Annotated in this window: 18 protein-coding genes; 6 read left to right on the top strand and 12 right to left on the bottom strand. The window is 73.3% G+C overall.

Features of this window, described 5'->3' with window-relative positions; all coding sequences use genetic code 11:
• Positions 1-70: 70 nt before the first annotated feature.
• The 4 genes from groES to tsaB all read right to left on the bottom strand — a co-directional run bounded on the left by groES (position 71) and on the right by tsaB (position 2,768).
• Entirely contained in the window at positions 71-385 is a 315-nt protein-coding gene (gene groES, locus VFZ92_RS30520; protein WP_245886307.1) for a co-chaperone GroES, read from the bottom strand.
• A gap of 177 nt (positions 386-562) precedes the next feature.
• A complete protein-coding gene (gene tsaD / locus VFZ92_RS30525; RefSeq protein WP_330879533.1) occupies positions 563-1,615 on the bottom strand; it encodes a tRNA (adenosine(37)-N6)-threonylcarbamoyltransferase complex transferase subunit TsaD in 1,053 nt (350 codons plus the stop codon).
• Entirely contained in the window at positions 1,612-2,097 is a 486-nt protein-coding gene (gene rimI / locus VFZ92_RS30530) for a ribosomal protein S18-alanine N-acetyltransferase (RefSeq protein ID WP_414720063.1), read from the bottom strand. Before rimI ends, tsaD begins: the two co-directional genes overlap by 4 nt.
• Entirely contained in the window at positions 2,094-2,768 is a 675-nt protein-coding gene (gene tsaB / locus VFZ92_RS30535) for a tRNA (adenosine(37)-N6)-threonylcarbamoyltransferase complex dimerization subunit type 1 TsaB (protein WP_330879534.1), read from the bottom strand. The genes rimI and tsaB overlap by 4 nt, the downstream gene beginning before the upstream one ends.
• An 85-nt stretch (positions 2,769-2,853) precedes the next feature.
• Between tsaB and VFZ92_RS30540 the strand changes: the two genes are divergently transcribed.
• Genes VFZ92_RS30540 through VFZ92_RS30555 form a run of 4 tightly spaced genes read left to right on the top strand, consistent with a single transcriptional unit; the run spans position 2,854 to position 6,192 of the window.
• A complete protein-coding gene (locus tag VFZ92_RS30540) occupies positions 2,854-3,261 on the top strand; it encodes a MerR family transcriptional regulator (protein ID WP_330879535.1) in 408 nt (135 codons plus the stop codon).
• A complete protein-coding gene (locus VFZ92_RS30545) occupies positions 3,245-3,553 on the top strand; it encodes a thioredoxin family protein (protein ID WP_330879536.1) in 309 nt (102 codons plus the stop codon). Before VFZ92_RS30540 ends, VFZ92_RS30545 begins: the two co-directional genes overlap by 17 nt.
• Before the next feature lie 36 nt (positions 3,554-3,589).
• Positions 3,590-4,966 (top strand): acyl-CoA synthetase, encoded by a 1,377-nt coding sequence (locus tag VFZ92_RS30550; RefSeq protein WP_330879537.1) that lies wholly within the window; start codon positions 3,590-3,592, stop codon positions 4,964-4,966.
• Complete coding sequence (locus tag VFZ92_RS30555) at positions 4,963-6,192, top strand: carboxyl transferase domain-containing protein (RefSeq protein WP_330879538.1); 1,230 nt, start codon at positions 4,963-4,965, stop codon at positions 6,190-6,192. The genes VFZ92_RS30550 and VFZ92_RS30555 overlap by 4 nt, the downstream gene beginning before the upstream one ends.
• On the opposite strand, the gene tsaE is transcribed toward VFZ92_RS30555, so the two are convergent.
• Genes tsaE through glmS form a run of 5 tightly spaced genes read right to left on the bottom strand, consistent with a single transcriptional unit; the run spans position 6,189 to position 12,177 of the window.
• Positions 6,189-6,665, bottom strand: a complete 477-nt coding sequence (gene tsaE / locus VFZ92_RS30560) for a tRNA (adenosine(37)-N6)-threonylcarbamoyltransferase complex ATPase subunit type 1 TsaE (RefSeq protein WP_330879539.1) — start codon at positions 6,663-6,665, stop codon at positions 6,189-6,191. The two genes, VFZ92_RS30555 and tsaE, sit on opposite strands and share 4 nt — an antisense overlap.
• Positions 6,647-7,750 carry an alpha/beta hydrolase gene (locus VFZ92_RS30565; RefSeq protein ID WP_330879540.1) on the bottom strand — a complete coding sequence of 368 codons (1,104 nt, stop codon included), beginning with the start codon at positions 7,748-7,750 and terminating at the stop codon, positions 6,647-6,649. The genes tsaE and VFZ92_RS30565 overlap by 19 nt, the downstream gene beginning before the upstream one ends.
• Entirely contained in the window at positions 7,747-8,883 is a 1,137-nt protein-coding gene (alr, locus tag VFZ92_RS30570; RefSeq protein WP_330879541.1) for an alanine racemase, read from the bottom strand. The genes VFZ92_RS30565 and alr overlap by 4 nt, the downstream gene beginning before the upstream one ends.
• An 8-nt stretch (positions 8,884-8,891) precedes the next feature.
• Positions 8,892-10,295, bottom strand: coding sequence for an NAD(P)H-hydrate dehydratase (locus VFZ92_RS30575; protein ID WP_330879542.1), 1,404 nt, complete (start codon positions 10,293-10,295; stop codon positions 8,892-8,894).
• 19 nt (positions 10,296-10,314) lie between these two features.
• Positions 10,315-12,177 carry a glutamine--fructose-6-phosphate transaminase (isomerizing) gene (glmS, locus tag VFZ92_RS30580; RefSeq protein WP_330879543.1) on the bottom strand — a complete coding sequence of 621 codons (1,863 nt, stop codon included), beginning with the start codon at positions 12,175-12,177 and terminating at the stop codon, positions 10,315-10,317.
• A 144-nt stretch (positions 12,178-12,321) separates the two neighbouring features.
• On the opposite strand from glmS, the gene VFZ92_RS30585 reads away from it, so the two are divergent.
• Both VFZ92_RS30585 and VFZ92_RS30590 read left to right on the top strand, forming a co-directional pair.
• Positions 12,322-13,143, top strand: coding sequence for a dienelactone hydrolase family protein (locus VFZ92_RS30585; RefSeq protein ID WP_330879544.1), 822 nt, complete (start codon positions 12,322-12,324; stop codon positions 13,141-13,143).
• Positions 13,144-13,202: 59 nt separating this feature from the next.
• Positions 13,203-13,910, top strand: a complete 708-nt coding sequence (locus tag VFZ92_RS30590) for a hypothetical protein (protein WP_330879545.1) — start codon at positions 13,203-13,205, stop codon at positions 13,908-13,910.
• Between the two features lie 42 nt (positions 13,911-13,952).
• Here the strand turns inward: VFZ92_RS30590 and VFZ92_RS30595 are convergent, their stop codons facing one another.
• The 3 genes from VFZ92_RS30595 to VFZ92_RS30605 are packed head-to-tail and all read right to left on the bottom strand — an operon-like array spanning position 13,953 to position 17,740.
• Positions 13,953-14,468, bottom strand: a complete 516-nt coding sequence (locus VFZ92_RS30595; protein WP_330879546.1) for a hypothetical protein — start codon at positions 14,466-14,468, stop codon at positions 13,953-13,955.
• Between the two features lie 15 nt (positions 14,469-14,483).
• The gene (locus VFZ92_RS30600; protein ID WP_330879547.1) at positions 14,484-17,432 is read right to left on the bottom strand and encodes a hypothetical protein; all 2,949 of its coding nucleotides are present in this window, start codon (positions 17,430-17,432) and stop codon (positions 14,484-14,486) included.
• On the bottom strand, positions 17,432-17,740 hold the full coding sequence (locus VFZ92_RS30605) for a type VII secretion target (protein WP_330879548.1): 309 nt from the start codon (positions 17,738-17,740) through the stop codon (positions 17,432-17,434). Before VFZ92_RS30605 ends, VFZ92_RS30600 begins: the two co-directional genes overlap by 1 nt.
• Positions 17,741-17,808: the final 68 nt, after the last annotated feature.

The following is a 17,808-nucleotide window of genomic DNA, read 5'->3' on the forward strand; positions in this document are numbered from 1 at the left end:
TCTCTTGTGCGAAACGCCCCGGTAGCCCCGGATCTGGGGTCGCCGGGGCGCTTGCGTGTCAGCCGAACGACTAGTTGATGACGGCCAGCACGTCGCGGGCAGAGAGGATGAGGTACTCCTCGCCGTTGTACTTGACCTCGGTGCCGCCGTACTTCGAGTAGATGACGACGTCGCCGACAGCCACGTCCACGGGGACGCGGTTGCCCTTGTCGTCGATTCGGCCCAGGCCGACCGCGATGACCTTGCCCTCCTGGGGCTTCTCCTTCGCGGTGTCCGGGATCACGAGGCCGGAAGCGGTCGTGGTCTCGGCCTCGCTGGCCTGGACGACGATCTTGTCCTCGAGCGGCTTGATGTTCACGCTCACCGGGCTGACCTCCACGGTCATTGAAAGCGTTGGCAGGTGGTTACGGCACCTGCCACCCCGCCGTCGCGGGGGTCGGGGCGGTACTGGCGCCGTGTGATTAGCACTCTACCCACTTGAGTGCCAACGCTCAACGGAGGGGCGGCCGACAGTTCGGCGCGGGCGTGGATTCGCGGTCGGGACGCCTCGGGACCAGGCTCCTCACCACACCTGGATCGTGCTCACGGGCAGGCCGGGGGTGGTGGAGAGGTCGATCGGGGACGGCTTGGCCCCCGCGGCCACCAGGTGGGCGCCGATGGCGGCGATCATCGCCCCGTTGTCGCCGCACAGCTTCGGGCGCGGGACGCGGAGGTCGATGCCCGCCTCGGCGCAGCGCTCGGCGGCCAGACCGGAGATGCGGGAGTTCGCCGCGACGCCGCCCGCGATGACGAGCGTGTCGACGTCCAGGTCCTTGCAGGCCCTGATGGCCTTCATGGTCAGCACGTCGGCGACGGCCTCCTGGAACGACGCGGCCACGTCGGCGAGCGGGATCTCCTCGCCCGCCCGCTCGGCCTTCTCGACCCAGCGGGCCACGGAGGTCTTCAGGCCGGAGAAGGAGAAGTCGTACCGGGCGTCGCGGGGGCCGGTGAGGCCGCGCGGGAACGCGATGGCGCAGCCGTTGCCCGTCTTGGCGAGCTTGTCGATCGGCGGGCCGCCGGGGTACGGGAGGTCGAGCAGCCTGGCGACCTTGTCGTAGGCCTCGCCCGCGGCGTCGTCGACGGTGGAGCCCAGTTCGGTGATCTTGTGGGCGAGGCCCTCGACCAGCAGGAGCTGGGAGTGGCCGCCGGAGACCAGCAGCGCGAGGCAGCGCTCGGGGAGCGGGCCGTGCTCCAGCGTGTCGGCGGCGACGTGGCCCGCCAGGTGGTTGACGCCGTAGAGGGGCTTGTCCAGCGCGGCGGCGTAGGCCTTGGCGGCGGAGACGCCGACCAGCAGGGCGCCCGCGAGGCCGGGACCGGCGGTGACGGCGATGGAGTGGATGTCGGACAGGCCGACGCCCGCGATCTCCAGCGAGCGGCGCATGGTCGGGACCATGGCCTCCAGGTGGGCGCGGCTGGCGACCTCGGGGACGACGCCGCCGAACCTGGCGTGCTGCTCGACGCTGGAGGCGACCTCGTCCGACAGCAGCTCCACCTCGCCGTTCGGGCTGAGGCGGACGATGCCGACACCGGTCTCGTCGCACGAGCTCTCGATGCCGAGGATGAGCCTGTCGGTCACGGGTTTTCCCTCACAACGGCGGGGCGGGCCATCGTGTACGCGTCGGCACCGGATGGCATGTAGTAGCGGCGGCGCAGGCCGATCTTCTCGAAGCCGTGCGCGACGTAGAGGCTGATGGCGGGCACGTTGTCCGTGCGGACCTCCAGGAACACCGGCGCGTGGACCTCGTCCGCGCGCTCCAGGAGGGCGCGGAGCAGGCGCTTGCCGATGCCGAGGTGCTGGTGGCCGAGGTCGACGGCGAGGGTGTGGACGCTCGCCTCGAAGTCCGGGGCGCGGCCCGTGACGGCGAGTCCGCCGTAGCCGATGAGCGTGCCGTCGGCCAGGTACGCGCCGAGGTAGTGGTTGCCCACCGCCATCTCGGACAGGAACGAGGTCGCGCTCCACGGGTCGTCGCCGGGGAACAGCTCGTGCTCGATCTCCACGCAGCGCGGCACGTCCTCGCGGCGCAGCGGCGAGATCGACACCAGACTGGCGCGGCTCATGCCCGTGTCACCCTCTTGCGGCCGACGGGCTCGACGGCGTCCGGCCTGCGCAGGTAGAGCGGGGTCAGCGGGCCGGGCTCGGCGCCCGCCAGCAGCTCGGCGGCGGCCACCCCGACGAGGGCCAGCGGGGTCGGGTGGTGCGGTGCGACGACCGGCAGGCCGAGGACGTCGGCGTAGAGCGCGGCACCCTCCCCCACGGCCGCGCGCACGTCGAGGCCGCGGTCGGCCAGGTCGGCGGGCCGGTCGACCCCCGGCCCCTCGACCCGGCGACCGGTGGCGTCGTAGACGGCCCAGTAGACCTCCTTGCGCCGGGCGTCGGTGGCGACCAGCAGCGGCTCGCCCGTCGCCGCGGCGAGCGCGACGGCGTCCGGCGTCGGCACGGGGTACACCGGGCGGCCGAGCGCCTGGCCGAGCGCGGCGGCCGTGACCAGGCCGACCCGCAGGCCGGTGAACGGGCCGGGGCCCGCCCCGACGACGATCGCGTCGACGTCGGCGAACGTCTTCCCCGCCTCCGCGAGGGCGTCCTGGAGGTGCGGTGTGAGCAGCTCGCCGTGGGCCTTCGCGTTGAGCGTCACCCGCTCGGCGAGCAGTCGGGGCGGCGAATCAGCCGTCAGGTCGACGACACCGGCGGTGACCGCGGGTGTGGCGGTATCGATGGCGAGGACGAGCACGGTTGTCAAGGGTACGGGTGTTCGCCACTCGCCCTTGCCTTGACGTCGGCGTCAAGGTGGAGCATCGCCCGCGGAGGAGGTCGCCATGCGCATCGGGGAACTGGCCGAGCTGGCCGGGACGACGACCAGGGCCCTGCGCTACTACGAGGCGCAGGGCCTGCTGCCCGCTCGGCGGGACGGCAGGGGCTACCGGACCTACGACCGTTCCGACCTGCGGCTGGTCGCCGAGATCCGGTCGTTGACCGGCATCGGGTTCGCCCTGGAGGAGACGCGGCCGTTCGTGGAGTGCCTGAGGGACGGGCACCCGACGGGCGACTCGTGCCCGGCGTCGGTCGCGGTCTACCGGCGCAAGCTCGCCGAGGTCGACGACCTGATCGACCGGATGACGGCGGTGCGCGACCGGCTGCGGGACCAGCTGGCGCTGGCCGGGGTGCCCTTCTCCACACCTGTGTGCGCGACGAGTGGTGGGAGCGAGCTTGAGGACGCTGACTGATGAGACGTTCGCCGACGTGGTGGGCACCGGGACCGTGCTGGTCGAGTTCAGCGCCGTGTGGTGCGGGCCGTGCCGGATGGTCGAGCCGGTGCTGGAGCAGATCGCGGCGGAACAGGGGGGCGCGCTGACCGTCGCGAAGCTCGACATCGACGCCAACCCGCGCACCGCGCGGGACCTCGCGGTGATGGCCGCGCCCACGCTGCACCTGTACAAGGACGGCGAACTGGTGGCCAGGGCGGTGGGGGCGAAGCCGAAGTCGCACCTGGTGGCGTGGCTCGAACCACACTTGTGATGCACGACGGGCGCGGGGGCCGGCATCGTTGCGCAGATGTTGATCCCCGCGCTCGCCTCCCCCTCGGACGACATCGCGCTCGACTTCCCCGGTCGGACCATGACCTACCGGGAGCTGGCCGAGGAGGCCCGGTCGGTCGCGGGCGGGCTGGCCGGGGTGTCGCGGGTCGCGGTGTGGGCGCACTCGACCGTCGAGGCGGTCGTGGCGATCGTCGGCGCGCTGCTCGCCGGGGTGCCCGTGGTGCCGATCAACCCGAAGATCGGCGAGCGCGAGCTGGCGCACATCATGTCCGACAGCTCGCCGGACCTGGTGCTGGACGGGACGCTGCCGTCCGGGCCGCCGGTCGAGGTGCGGTCGCTCGACCCTGAGACGCCCGCGCTGATCATCTACACGTCGGGGACCACCGGCCCGCCGAAGGGCGTGGTGCTCCCCCACCGGGCGCTGAGCAGCAACCTGGACTCGCTGGCCACCGCGTGGGAGTGGACGGCCGCCGACGTCGTCGTGCACGCGCTGCCGCTGTTCCACGTGCACGGCCTCGGCCTCGGCGTGCTCGGCCCGCTGCGGCGCGGCGGGACCGCGAAGCACCTCGGGAAGTTCTCCGTCGCCGCCGCCTCGGAGGCGTTGGCGGGCGGTGGCGTGATGTTCGGCGTGCCGACGATGTACTCGCGGATCGCCGCCGAGGTGGAGGCCGACCCGTCCCTGGCCGCCGGGTTCTCCGCCGCGCGGCTGCTGGTGTCCGGGTCCGCCGCGCTGCCCGCGACGGTGCACGAGCGGATCGCGGCGGCCACCGGGCAGCGGGTCGTCGAGCGGTACGGGATGAGCGAGACGCTGATGAACACCAGCGTCCGCGCGTCCGGCGACCGCAGGCCGGGGACCGTCGGTCTTCCCCTGGACGGCGTGGAGGTCCGTCTGGCCGGGGAGGAGGGCGCGGCCGACGCGATCCGGGAGATCGACACCGGGATCGGCGAGATCGAGGTGCGCGGGCCGAACCTGTTCCTGGAGTACCTGAACCGGCCCGACGCCACGGCCGCCGCGTTCGTGGACGGCTGGTTCCGGACCGGTGACATGGCCGTGCTCGACCCGGACGGGTACGTGCGGATCGTCGGGCGGCGGGCCACCGACCTGATCAAGAGCGGCGGGTACAAGATCGGTGCGGGTGAGATCGAGAACGCCCTGCTGGAGCACCCCGGCGTGGCCGAGGCGGCCGTGACCGGCGAGCCGGACGACGACCTCGGCGAGCGGATCGTGGCGTGGGTCGTGCCCGCCACCGGGGAGTTCCCGAGCGAGGCCGAGCTGGCCGACCACGTGGCCGGGCTGCTGTCGCCGCACAAGAGGCCGCGGGTGGTGCGGTTCCTGGAAGCGCTGCCGCGCAACGACATGGGCAAGGTCCTCAAGCGTTCCCTCGGCGCATGAACCCCCTCGGTTGGGCGGGTTACGGTGCCCAGCTGGGGCGGGCCCGGTCCAAGACCGGCGGCGACGAGTCGGTGTCGTGGGAACGGCGCGGCGACGCCGTGGCGATCTCGTTCGACTTCCGGTTCCTCGGCGGCTCCGTCGGCACGGCCACCGGGGACCTGATCGAGGAGGCGTTCACCGAGGCGGGCGCGGAGGGCCTGCCGGTGGTGTCGGTCATCGCCACCGGCGGCAGCCGGATGCAGGAGGGCATGGCGTCGCTGCGCCAGTTGCAGCGGATCTCCGGCCTGTGCGCGCGGCACGCCGAGGCGGGCCTGCCGCACGTGTCCGTGCTGTGCGACCCGACCACCGGTGGCATCTGGGCCTCGCTGGGGGCGGGTGCCGACGTGGTGCTGGCCGTGCCCGGCGCGCAGGTGGGCTTCGCCGGGTCACGGGTGCGGCCCGCCGCCGACCTGGACGACCCCGCCTACACCAGCGAGGGCCAGTTCGCGGCGGGCGCGGTGGACCTCGTCGTGGAGCCCGCCGAGCTGGGCGGTGTCCTGGGAGCGCTGCTGCCGCTGCTGATGGGCGGCGACCTGCGGCCCGCGTCGGTGCCCCGCGCGCTGGGCGCGACGGACCTGCCCGCCGACGGGTGGGCGGCCGTGGAACGGGCGCGCGCCCCCGAACGACCCCGCGCGCAGGCCTACCTTGACGACTACTTCTCGGCGCGGATCCCGTTCAGCGGCGACCGGGCGGGCGGGGTCGATCCGGGGATGCTCTGCGGGATCGGGCTGCACGAGGGCCGGTCCGTCGTCTACGCGGCGCAGACCGGGACCGCCAACACACCCGCGGGGTTCCGGACCGCCAGCCGGGTCGTCCGGCTCGCCGAACGGCTCGGGCTGCCGGTGCTGACGCTGGTGGACACGCCGGGGGCCGCCAACGACGCCGCCGCCGAACGCGCGGGAGTCGGACCGGCCATCGCCGAGCTGTTCGGCGCGCTGGCCGCCGCACGGGTGCCCGTCACGACGCTGGTCGTCGGCGAGGGCGGCTCCGGCGGGGCGCTGGCCCTGGCGTCACCGGACCAGACGTGGATCGCCCCGGACGCCTACTTCTCGGTGATCGCCCCCGAACTGGCCGCCGCGATCCTGAAGCGCGACCCGTCGCAGGTGAAGGCCACGGCGGACCAGCTGAAGCTGCGCCCGCAGGACCTCGTGGAACTGGGCGTGGTCAGGGGGGTCGCCGGCCCCTAGGGCAGTTCGCGGTCCACCCACGAGCCGTGCGGGAGCAGGTGGGCCAGCCGCACGTCGTCGTCCCGCCGCTCCAGGCGGATCAGCAGGTGGTCCTCGGAGAGGCGCTCGGCCGCGCCCTCGCCCCACTCGACCGCCACGACCGAGTCGACCAGGTCGGTGTCGAGGTCGAGGTCGTCCAGCTCCTCCAGGTCGCCGCCGAGCCGGTAGGCGTCGACGTGGACCAGCGCGATGCCCCGACCGCCCTCGGCGGGCTCGTGGAGCCGCGCGATGACGAACGTGGGCGAGCTGACCCGGCCGGTGACGCCCAGCCCCACCGCCAGGCCCCGCACCAGCGCCGTCTTGCCCGCGCCCAGCGGTCCCGCCAGCAGCAGCAGGTCACCGCCCCGCAGGACCTTCCCCAGCCGTTCGCCGAACGCCTCGGTGTCCTCCACACGGGGCAGTTCCAGGGTCTTGCTCACGCTCGTCGCCACCATCGCCGTCGACTTTCGTCCTGCTCGACGGCGGACCGCCGAATCAAACCGATCAGGTGCCCGGTGACCAGTTCCGGTTGTTCCAGCATGACCATGTGGCCCGCGCCGGGCGCGCGCACCAGTTCGCCGTCCGGCATCTCCTCCGCCATGCGCTCCGCGTGGGAGAACGGCGTGAGCCGGTCCGCGTCACCGCTGACGACCAGGACCTCGCAGTGGCGGAGTCCGGCCAGGGCGCGGTAGCGGTTGTGGGTTCCCAGGGTCTCCAGGAACTCCGTGAGGACCTTGACGCTGGTCTGGTTGATCATCTTCTCCATCAGGTCCACCAGCAGCGGGCTGACCTTGCGGTCGCCGAACGCCAGGACCCTGATGCCGCCCCAGGTGACCTTGTCCGCCCGCCGCCGCGCCCACTCGACGAACCCCGGCTGGATGCCCGCCAGCCTGCCGACGCCGAGGGTGACGGGGTTGTAGCGGGACAGCACCGACTTCGACAGGCCCGCGCCGCCGACGGCCCCGGCCGCCGTGCCGACCAGGGCCACGCCGCGCACGCGGTCGGCGAACAGCTCCGGCCGCTGCTCGGCCAGCGCCATGATCGTCATGCCGCCCATCGAGTGGCCGACGAGCACCAGCGGACCGTCCGGGACGACCGCGCGGATCACCGCGTCCAGGTCGTGGGCCAGCTGCTCGATGGTGCTGCCCTCGGGCGTGGACCGGCCCGACCGGCCGTGGCTGCGCTGGTCGTAGAGGACCTGGCGGACCCGCGGCTCGACCAGCGCCGCCAGGTCGCGGCGCTGGAAGTGCCAGCAGCGGCGGTCGAGCGCGAAACCGTGCACGAGGACCACGTTCAGCTCGGGGTCGCCGCCGTCGGCCGGGAGGACCTCCTCCACGGACAGCGGGACGCCGTCGTCCGCCGCGACGGTCGACTCCCGGTCCGCGGGCAGCTCGCCCAGCGGCTCGTCGGCCAGCGGGTCCCTGGCCTTGCGCTCCTCGGAGACCTTCTTGCGGTGGGCCGCCGCGCCCACGACCGCGCCGGTCGCGGCGGCGCCGAGGACACCGGTGGCCAGGCCCAGGGTTTTCCAGAGGGAGTTCACGTCTCGACCAGCTCCGGGACGCCCACGTAGGTGCGGCGCAGCCTCGGGCGGTGCATACCGGTGACGATCTCGTAGTCGATCGTGCCGATCGCGTCCGCCCACTCCCGCGCGGTGGGTTCACCGCGGTCGCCGGGGCCGAAGAGGACGACCTCGTCGCCCTCGGCCACGTCGAGGGCGCCGCAGTCCACCACGACCTGGTCCATGCAGACGCGGCCCACGACCGGGAGCCGTCGGCCCCCCAGCAGGACCTCCATCCGTCCGGACAGGCTGCGGGGGACGCCGTCGGCGTAGCCCGCGGGCACCAGCGCGAGGGTGGTGTCCCTCGGGGTCGTCCAGGTGAGGCCGTACGACACCGACTCCCCGGCCGGGACGCGCTTGGTGAGGGCCACGCCCGCGCGGAACGTCATCACCGGACGCAGGTCCACCGGCACGCGGACCGGGTTCAGGCCGTACGCGGCGATACCCGGCCGGACCAGGTCGAAGTGCAGGTCGGGGCGGGTGATCAGGGCCGCCGAGTTGGCGAGGTGGCGCAGCGGCCGGAGCCCGGCGGCCAGCGCCTGCCGGTAGGCGGTGTCGAAGCGCTCGGCCTGGAGGCTGATCGACGGGTGGCCGATCTCGTCCGCGCAGGCCAGGTGGGACCAGACGGCCACGACCTCGACGGCCGGGGTGGCCGCGGCCTCCGCCACCAGCGCGGGCCAGTCCGCGGGCTGGCAGCCGTTGCGGGAGAGACCGGTGTCGATCTTGAGGTGGATCCGGGCCCGCCCGCCCGCGGCCCGAGCGGCCTCCGCGACGGTGCGCAGCATCCGGGTCGACGCCACCGAGATGTCCACGTCGGCCGCCACGCCCGCGGCGAAGTCCTCGCCGGGCAGGTCGAGCCAGGACAGCACGCGCGCGGTGATGCCCGCCGCGCGCAGGGCCAGCGCCTCGGCCAGCGAGCAGGAGCCCAGCCACGTCGCGCCCGCGGTGAGGGCGGCACGGGCCACGTCCACGGCACCGTGGCCGTAGCCGTCGGCCTTGACCACGACCATGGTCGCCGCGCCGGTGCGGTCGGCCAGGCCGGACAGCACGGCGACGTTGCGGCGGAAGGCGGCGAGGTCGACCACGACCTCGGCGCGGGGGGTGGAGGCAGCCATGACGCCAATCATGGTGTCACAGCCCGCACGGAACGAATCGCGTCCGGGATGGCGGCCATCAGCGACGACGCCGGGATCGGGGCGCCGTCGGCGGCGATCTCGCCCGCGAGGGAGTGCACGTGCGCGGCGCAGGCCGCCGCGAGCGGCGGGTGGACGCCCGCGGCGAGCAGCGAGCCGAGCACGCCGGACAGCACGTCACCGGAACCGGCCGTCGCGGGCCAGGCCGACCGGGACCGGTTCACGGCGACCGCGCCGCCGGGGTCGGCGATGATCGTGGTGTTCCCCTTGAGCAGCAGCACGGCGTTGAACCGCTCGGCGGCCCGCTTCGCCGCGGCCACCCGGTCGGTGCCGACCTCCTCCCCCATCAGCCGCGCGTACTCGCGGTCGTGCGGGGTGAGGACGACGGTGGTGTCCGGGTCGCGGGCGTCCCACAGGTCCGGGTTGTTGGCGAACATCGTGATGGCGTCGGCGTCCGCGCAGACCGGGACACCGGCCTCCAGCACGTGGCGGAGGACGTTCTCGGCGCTCAGCCCGGTGCCGAGGCCCGGTCCGACGGACCACGCCTGGACGCGGCCCGCGTCGGTGATGGAGCCGGTGCAGATCGACTCGGGCCAGCGGGCTCGGACGGCGTCGGCCGCCTGACCCGCGTAGCGGACCATGCCCGACGTGGCCAGGACCGAGGCGCCGGTGGAGAGCACGGCGGCGCCGGGGTAGGTGGCCGATCCGGCGGCGATGCCCGTGACGCCCTGGGTGTACTTGTCGTCGCCGATGCCGGGCACGGGCCAGGCCAGCGCCACGTCGGCGTGCTCCAGCTCCATCAGGTCCGGGCCGTGCAGCTCGGGCCCGAGGCCGATGTCGACCAGCCGCACGTCGCCGCAGTCGGCCAGCGCGTGCACCGGCTTGTGGCAGCCGAACGTGGCGGTGGTGTGCGCCTCGACGAACGGACCGCTGGTCACGCCGGTGTCGGGGTCGACTCCGCTGGGCAGGTCCACGGCGAGGATCGGCGCGGTGACCTTGGCGACGTGCTCGGCGGCGTCCGGCCGGAGCGGGCCGCGGGCCGAGAGGCCCACGATCCCGTCGACGACCAGGTCCACCTCGGGCAGCTCGGTGGCGACCCGGCCGCCCGCCCTGCGGAACGCGGCCAGGCCCGCCGGGTGCGCGCGGTCGGGGGTGAGCAGGACCGCGGTCACGGCCACGCCCCGGCGCCGGAGGAAGTACCCGGCCCACAGGGCGTCGCCGCCGTTGCCGCCCGCCCCGACGAGCAGGCCAACCCGCCTGCGCCCCGCCAGCAGCTCCAGGGCGACCACGGCCACGCCGAAGGCGGCGCGCCGCATCAGCGCGCCGTCCGGGGTCCTGGCCAGCAGCCGGTCCTCGGCCGCCTTGACGTGTTCGGTGTTCCAGAAACCGCGCATGGATCAAGCCTAGGGCGACCTACTCGACCGTGACGGACTTGGCGAGGTTGCGGGGCTTGTCGACGTCGTAGCCGCGGCTGCGGGCGATCTCGGCGGCCAGCACCTGGAGCGGCACCGTCGAGATGAGCGGCTGGAGCAGCGTCGGCACGGCCGGGATCTCGATGAGGTGGTCGGCGAACGGCCGGACCGTCTCGTCGCCCTCCTCGGCGATCACGATCGTGCGCGCGCCGCGGGCCTGGATCTCGCTGATGTTGGACACCATCTTCGAGTGCAGCACCGCGCGGCCCTTCGGCGACGGCATGACCACGACGACCGGCAGGCCCTCCTCGATCAGCGCGATCGGACCGTGCTTCAGCTCACCGGCCGCGAAGCCCTCGGCGTGCATGTACGCCAGTTCCTTGAGCTTGAGCGCGCCTTCGAGGGCCACCGGGTAGCCGACGTGGCGACCCAGGAACAGCACCGCCTTCGAGTCGGCCAGCTCGCGGCCGAGCGCGCGGACCTGCTCGGTCGTGCCGAGCACCTTGGCCACCGCGTCGGGCATGGCCTCCAGCTCGCGGAACTCGCGGGCGACCTCGTCCGGGTACTTGGTGCCGCGGGCCTGCGCCAGGGCCAGGCCGACCAGGTAGTTCGCCGCGATCTGGGCGAGGAACGCCTTGGTGGACGCGACCCCGATCTCCGGGCCCGCGTGGGTGTAGAGCACCGCGTCGGACTCGCGCGGGATCTGGGCGCCGTTGGTGTTGCACACGGCCAGCACGCGGGCCTTCTGCTCGCGGGCGTGCCGCACGGCCTCCAGGGTGTCCGCCGTCTCACCGGACTGCGAGACGGCGACGACGAGCGTGTCGCGGTCGAGCACCGGGTCGCGGTAGCGGAACTCGCTGGCCAGCTCGACCTCCACGGGGAGGCGGGTCCAGTGCTCGATGGCGTACTTCGCGACCAGGCCGGAGTGGTAGGCCGAGCCGCAGGCCACGACGAACACCTTGTCGACGTCGCGCAGGTCCTGGTCGGACAGGCGCTGCTCGTCCAGGACGATCCGGCCGCCGTCGAAGTGCCCGCGCAGCGTGTTCGCGAGGGCTTCCGGCTGCTCCTCGATCTCCTTGAGCATGAAGTAGTCGTGGCCGCCCTTCTCGGCGGCCGACAGGTCCCAGTCCACGGTGAACGGCTTCGCGGTGGCGGGCTCGCCGTGGAAGTCGGTGACCTCGTAGCCGCCCGCGGTGATCACGACGACCTGGTCCTGGCCCAGTTCGACGGCCTGGCGGGTGTGCTCGATGAACGCCGACACGTCCGAGGCGACGAAGTGCTCGCCGTCGCCGACGCCGACCACGAGCGGCGAGGAGCGGCGGGCCGCGACGACCTGGTCCGGCACGTCGGCGTGCGTCACGACCAGCGTGAACGCGCCCTCCAGGCGGCGGACCACGGAGCGGACGCTCTCGGTCAGGTCACCCGCGGTCTCGCCCTCGGCGTACGCCCGCGCGACGAGGTGCGCGGCGGTCTCGGAGTCGGTGTCGCTGGTCATCTCGACGCCTGCCGACTCCAGCTCGGTCCGCAGCGCGATGAAGTTCTCGATGATGCCGTTGTGGACGACCGCGACCCGCCCGGTCGAGTCCCGGTGCGGGTGCGAGTTCCGGTCGACGGGCGCGCCGTGCGTCGCCCACCGGGTGTGGCCCATGCCCGCCGTCCCGCCGAAGGACCCGCGCCCGACCTCGTCGAGCCGAGCCTCCAGGTTGGCCAGCCTGCCCGCCTTGCGTTCGACGGTCAGACCGCCCTCCCCGTCCAGGACTGCGACGCCCGCGGAGTCGTACCCCCGGTACTCCATCCGCCTCAGTCCGTCGAGCACGACGTCGAGCGCCGCCCGGTGACCCACGTATCCCACGATTCCGCACACCCGGACAGAGTAGCTAGACCACGGCCGTAACCCGAAAGTGTCACCGGTCGGGGTTTGCGCAGGTCACAGGTCAATTTGGTGTAGACCAATCCGGCCGTGTGGCGCGAGTCTCGGGAACGACCGCCATCCACTACGGTTCCAGGGGTGAGCGGCTACTCGGCGAAGCAGGCGTTGGACCAGCTCAGCAAGCCCGGAAAGCACGAGGTGCTGCGGGGCGAGCTGGCACTCGTCGGGCTGCCAGGGGCGGTGTTCACGCCCGCGTCCGGCCTCGGGCTGCCCGCCGTGGCGTTCGGCCACGGCTGGCTCCAACCCGTCGGCCGCTACGTCGGCCTGCTCCGCCACCTCGCGTCGTGGGGCATCGTCGCCGCCGCGCCGAACACCCAGCGCGGCCCTCTGCTGTCCGCGCGGCTGCACGCCGCGAACCTCCGCACGACCCTGGACATCTGCTCGGGCGTCCGGCTCGGCGACGGCGACATCAGCGTCGACCCGGCCAAGCTCGCCGTCGCGGGCCACTCGCTCGGCGGTGGCGCCGCCGTGCTGGCCGCCGCCGACGACGAGCGCGTCCGCGCGGTGATCACGTTGGCCGCCACCGAGACCCGACCGTCCGCCCTGGACGCCGCGCGCCGCGTCACCGTGCCGGGGCTGCACCTCGCCGCGGGCGAGGACCGCATCGCCCCGCCCGTCGGCCACTCCGAGGCCATCGCGGAGGCCTGGCTCGGGCCGGTGCAGGTGCGCACCCTGCCGAAGGTGGGCCACCTCGGGTTCGCCGAGGGCAGGCACTGGAGCGAGCTCATGCTGGACGGCAAGGGGGAACGCGCCGCGAACAAGCTCGCGAAGGCGTTCACCACCGCGTTCCTGCTGCGGACGCTGACCGGCGACAAGACCTACGACGCGCTGCTGGACAACGACGTCAAGGGCGCCGCCCTGACCTACCAGCGCGCCGCGCTGGCCCGCGCCCGGCACTGACCAGGTAGACCTGCGCGAAGCCGGGGGTGGTCGGTCGGACGACCCGCTACCGTCGAGCCGTGATGCCAGGACAGCAACAACCCCCACCGGGCCACGGACCACCGCCGCGCGCCGGGAACATGGCCTTCGTCGTGATCGGCGCGGTCGCCGCGGCCGGAGTGGCGCTCCTGTGGGCCGTGCTCGGTCTGATCAGCGTGCTGCACGCCGACGAGGTCGACACCAACCCCCAGCTCGTCGACGTGCAGATGAAGGCCACCGGCGGCGACCCCGACACGCTGGCGCTGCTCAGCACCGCCGCCGAGTGGACCCAGTTCCTGCCCGTGCTGCTCTTCGGCTTCGCCGCCGTGCTGCTGGTGGCGCGCAAGGTGGCGGCCGTGCCGCTGATCTGGGCGGGTGCGCTCCTCGCCGTCGCGCCGCTGGTGCTGGAGATCGTCTACAAGAACTACTTCGGCTTCACCGGGGTCAGCGTGGACGGCTCCCAGCTGACCGCCGTCGTCCTCGGCGTCCTCGCCTCGCTCCTGACCGTGCTGCCGCCCGCGATGGGCGCGCTGCGGGGTGCGCCCCGCCCCGCCGGAGCGCCGGGGTACGGGCCGCCCGGCCCCCAGCAGCCCGGCTACGGACCGCCCCAGGGCTACGGGCAGCAGGGCCAGGGGGCGTGGGGTCCGCCGCAGGGACCGGGACAGCAGCAGGGACCGGGACAGCCGCCCACCGGTCACGGACCCCCGGCGCCCGGCTACGGTCCGCCTCCCGGACCTCCGCACCGCTGAGCACGGAGAAGGCCTCCCCGCCGCGGCGGGGAGGCCTTCTCGTCACGTGAGGTAGCTCGCGTTGCCGAAGTCGTCATCGTCGTCGGAGGCGGGACGCTGCGCGGGCCGCCGGGTCGGCGGCGGCAGCGGTGGCCGCACCGGGGCCTGGGCGACCGGTTCGGGGGCGGGCTGCTGCTCCCTGCCCCACCGGCTCGGGGCCGCGGGCGGCGCGCCCTGGAGGAACGAGCCCTCCGCCGTCTGGGACGCGGCGGCCAGCCTGGCGCGCTCCGCGGCGGCGAGCTGGTCGGCGAACTCGTCCGGCCCCTGCTCGTCGTCCTCGATGCCGAAGGCGAGTTCGCTCGGCTTCTTCTTGGCCGCGTTCTCCCGCTGGGCCTTCGCCATCTCGCGCAAGCGGTCGACGAGTCGCTTCGACTTGTCGACGAACTCCTTGTGGCTCTGGGCGGTGGCCTTGTCCGTCTCCTCGAACTTGCGGCTCGCCAGCTCCATCCGCGCCGAGTGCTCGGACCTGATCCCCTCGAACTTCCGCTTGACGCTCTCCAACGACTCGAACTCAGCCATCGGCCCTCACCCCGGTCATCGTGCGTTCTCCTCCCCGAGCGCGCCCTGCACGCGGCCGAGGGTGGCGTCGTCGTCGAACAGCGAACCGGTCGTGCGCCACTGGCTCGCACCCCGTTCCGTGTCGCCGCCGCCCTGCTGCTGGCCGCCACCGCCCATGGGTGCGCCGCCCATCATCCCGCCGCCCATCATGCCGCCGCCGGTCTGGCCGGGGTGCGCACCGTCCTGCATGGACGGCAGGGAGGCCGAACCGGGCTCGCCCGCCTGGGACGCCCTCGTGTCGGCGAGACCCGCCTCACCGGTCGGCGCGGGCGGACCCCACATGGGGTCGGCCGAGGCGCCGGGGATCTGCGGGCCGATCGCGGGGTCCGGCGTGGACGTCGGGGCCTGCGGACCGAGCACCGAGTCGGCGCGGTCGAAACCGCCACCGCCCAGGGCCGAGGCACCCGACGTGGACGTGGTGCCGTCCTGGGACGGCTCCCGGAACACCGGGTCGGCTCCCGGCTGGGCGAAGCCGGGCGCGGAGAACCCGGCGGGCTGCGCCGCCTGCGGTTCGGTGAAGCCCTGCTGCGCGAAACCCTGCTGGGCGAAGCCCTGGTCGCTGAAGCTGGGCTCGGTGAAGCCCTGCCCGGAGAAGCCCTGCGCGAGCCCCGGCTCCGTGAAGCCCTGCCCGCTGAAGCCCTGGTCACCGAGACCCGGCGCGAACCCCGGCTCGGTGAAGCCCTGCCCACCGAGGCCCGGCTCACCGGGAGCAGGCGCGAACCCCGGCTCCGTGAACCCCTGCCCGCCGAGGCCCTGGCCACCCGCGTCCGCGAACGCGGGCTCCGCGAAGCCCTGGCCACCGAGGTCCCGGCCGAACGCCGCGTCGGTGCCCCCGCCCTGGCCGCCGTCGGCGAACGCGGGCATGGTGCTGAAGCCCTGCTCGCCGTCGGTGAAGGCGGGCATCGCGCTGACGTCGGGCCTGCCCCCGTCGGCCGGTCCGCCACCCGCGAGGCCGCCGCCCTCGGGCTCGTCCTCGCCGAACTCGACGCCGTACTGCTGCGGCTCGCCCTCGCCGTCGTCGACGGTGAGGCTGATCTCACCGGTCAGCGGGTCGACCTCGGCGGTGATGGACAGGCCGTCCGCCTCGATCACGGCCTTGCCGTCGGCACCCGCCTCGATCGGGATCGCCCCACCGCCAGGAGCGGGTGCGCTGCCGGGCGTCAGGCCCGAGCCGGGCACGGGGCCCGCACCGGCCTGGCCCGTGCCGCCGCCCTGGCCCGAGAGGGCCTGCGCGAGGCCCGCGGCGCCGTTCTGGCCCATCAGGGCCTTGGCGGCGTCCGGGTTCTTGCTGAAGTCGAGGTCGTAGGTCTTCGGCGGCGCGTTCGGCGTGTCGACGGTCACCTTCACGTGCCCGCGGGCGTCCGGCTCGGTGACCTTGATCTCGTTGGCGCCACTGGTGATCGTGACGCTCTCCGGGTTCTTCTCCTCGCCCGGCTTGCCGCCCTCGCCCCCCGGGGTGTCCGGCTTGCCGTCACCGTTCGCGTCGTCCGGCTTCCCGTCACCGTTCGCGTCGTCCGGCTTCCCGTCGCCGTTGGCGTCGTCGGGCTTGCCGTCGCCGTCCTTGTCGAGCGGGTTCTCCGGCTTCGGCATCTCCGGGACGGCGGGCGTCGGCGGGGGCGACCCGGTGCCGCTGCCGCCGGTCCCGCTGCCGCCCGTGCCACTGCTTCCCGTGCCGGTGCTGCCGCTGCCCGTGCTGCCCGTGCCGGTGTTCCCGGTGTTGCCCGAGTTCCCGTTGTTGCCGTTGCCGTTCTCGCCCGGCTTCTCCGCCGGGGTCTCCTGCTTCGGCGGGTCGAACGGCTTGGTGTTGAACGCGTCGATCTGCTTGCCCAGCTCTTCCCAGGCCTTGTCGACGGAGTCCTTCGTGGTCGTGCAGATGGTGTCGAACACCTGCCACTTGCCGTCCACATCGGCCTTGAACGTGCTGCGGATCCACTTGTTCGCCTCGTCGCGGACGAGTCGCTTCCACTCGTCGCCGTCGCCGCAGCTGTCGTCGATCGTGTAGTTCACGAACCCGGCGACGCGGCGCAGCTTCGCCTCGTCCTCGGCGGTGCAGCCGTCCACGACCTCCTTGATCTGGTCGGGGCTCAGGCCCGCGATGTCGTTGACGTTGCGCACGCCTTCGAGGACCGTCCTGGCCTTGGCGTTCACCAGACCGGACACGGTGTGGCACGCGGCCCTGGTGACCTCGGAGATGTGGTCGATGGCGTCGGCGTGGGTGGCGGCCTTCTGCGACATGCCCGTCACGAACGCGCGGGAGGCGTCGGCGGCCTTGCCGTCCCAACCGGACCAGAGCTTGCTCATCGACTTCTCGGCGTCGCCCTGGCGGTCGCGGGAGTCCTGGGCGACCTGGCGCAGCTCGACGATGTCGATGTCGATCTTGTGGAAGTTGATGTCGCGCTGCTCGTCGTAGCGCTCGCGCATCTTGCCGACGTCGGTGTTGACCTTGCCGCCGTCGATGATCTTCTTCGCGTACTCGTAGACCGGCAGGAAGTTCTCGAAGTACTTGAGGCCCGGCGCGCCCGCGTCCAGCAGCTCGTTCGAGTTGGCGACACCGGCACCGCCGTCGGACGCGCGCTGGTTCGACGCGTCCAGCGCGTCCTGCCCGGCCTTCTTGTCCTTCTCGTGCTGGGCGTTGCGCGCGTCACCCGCGTCGGCGGCCTTCTTGCCCTTGTCGTAGGCGTTGTTCAGCCGGTCTTCCGAGCTGTCCGCCCACGGCATGGAGTCCTTGGTGGCCTGCCACTGCCCGTCGCCCCACGAGATGTCGTAGTCGTCGAGGTACTCCTCGAGCTCGTCGTTGTGGGTGCCGGTGATGTCGGTCTTGACGTCGTTCGCGTAGTAGGCCTCGAGGAGCGCCTTCTTGTCCTCGTAGGACACCGCGGGGTTGTCGACGACGGACTTGACGTCGTCCCAGGACGGGGTGGCCATCACTTGCCCCCGGTGTTGGCGAGGTTCTGCGCGTTCGCCGTGTCGGACCAGTCGTAGCCGTTGGCGGAGTTGCGGAGCTTGTCGGCGAGGCCCTTCAGGGCGGCGGAGTGGGCGGCGACGGCCTCGGCGACCTTGGGCAGCCCGGCGAGGTAGCGGGACCCGCCCGCCGTGTGCGCCCTGCCGAAGTCGCTGGGCCCGACCGCACTGGCCGTGACCTTCGCCTTGTACTCCTCGACGTCGGACGCCACACCCTGGATCGTGGTCGCCGACGACATCATCTCGCCCGCGTTGGCCTGAAAACCCGCCATGTGCTCCTGCCTCCCCTGAAGTCCCCGGTGAGACGCGGCCATGCCCCTCCGGGTTCCGCACAAGACTC

Source organism: Umezawaea sp., from assembly GCF_036375055.1.
Classification (GTDB): Bacteria; Actinomycetota; Actinomycetes; order Mycobacteriales; family Pseudonocardiaceae; genus Umezawaea.

Coding starts and splice junctions, on each gene's coding strand:
- rimI (WP_414720063.1), bottom strand. CDS start 2,097: ATGAGCCGCGCCAGTCTGGTGTCGATCTCGCCGCTGCGCCGCGAGGAC.
- VFZ92_RS30575 (WP_330879542.1), bottom strand. CDS start 10,295: ATGCGCGGTTTCTGGAACACCGAACACGTCAAGGCGGCCGAGGACCGG.
- alr (WP_330879541.1), bottom strand. CDS start 8,883: ATGGCTGCCTCCACCCCCCGCGCCGAGGTCGTGGTCGACCTCGCCGCC.
- VFZ92_RS30600 (WP_330879547.1), bottom strand. CDS start 17,432: ATGGCCACCCCGTCCTGGGACGACGTCAAGTCCGTCGTCGACAACCCC.
- groES (WP_245886307.1), bottom strand. CDS start 385: ATGACCGTGGAGGTCAGCCCGGTGAGCGTGAACATCAAGCCGCTCGAG.
- tsaE (WP_330879539.1), bottom strand. CDS start 6,665: ATGGTGGCGACGAGCGTGAGCAAGACCCTGGAACTGCCCCGTGTGGAG.
- VFZ92_RS30540 (WP_330879535.1), top strand. CDS start 2,854: ATGCGCATCGGGGAACTGGCCGAGCTGGCCGGGACGACGACCAGGGCC.
- VFZ92_RS30595 (WP_330879546.1), bottom strand. CDS start 14,468: ATGGCTGAGTTCGAGTCGTTGGAGAGCGTCAAGCGGAAGTTCGAGGGG.
- VFZ92_RS30555 (WP_330879538.1), top strand. CDS start 4,963: ATGAACCCCCTCGGTTGGGCGGGTTACGGTGCCCAGCTGGGGCGGGCC.
- VFZ92_RS30605 (WP_330879548.1), bottom strand. CDS start 17,740: ATGGCGGGTTTTCAGGCCAACGCGGGCGAGATGATGTCGTCGGCGACC.
- VFZ92_RS30550 (WP_330879537.1), top strand. CDS start 3,590: ATGTTGATCCCCGCGCTCGCCTCCCCCTCGGACGACATCGCGCTCGAC.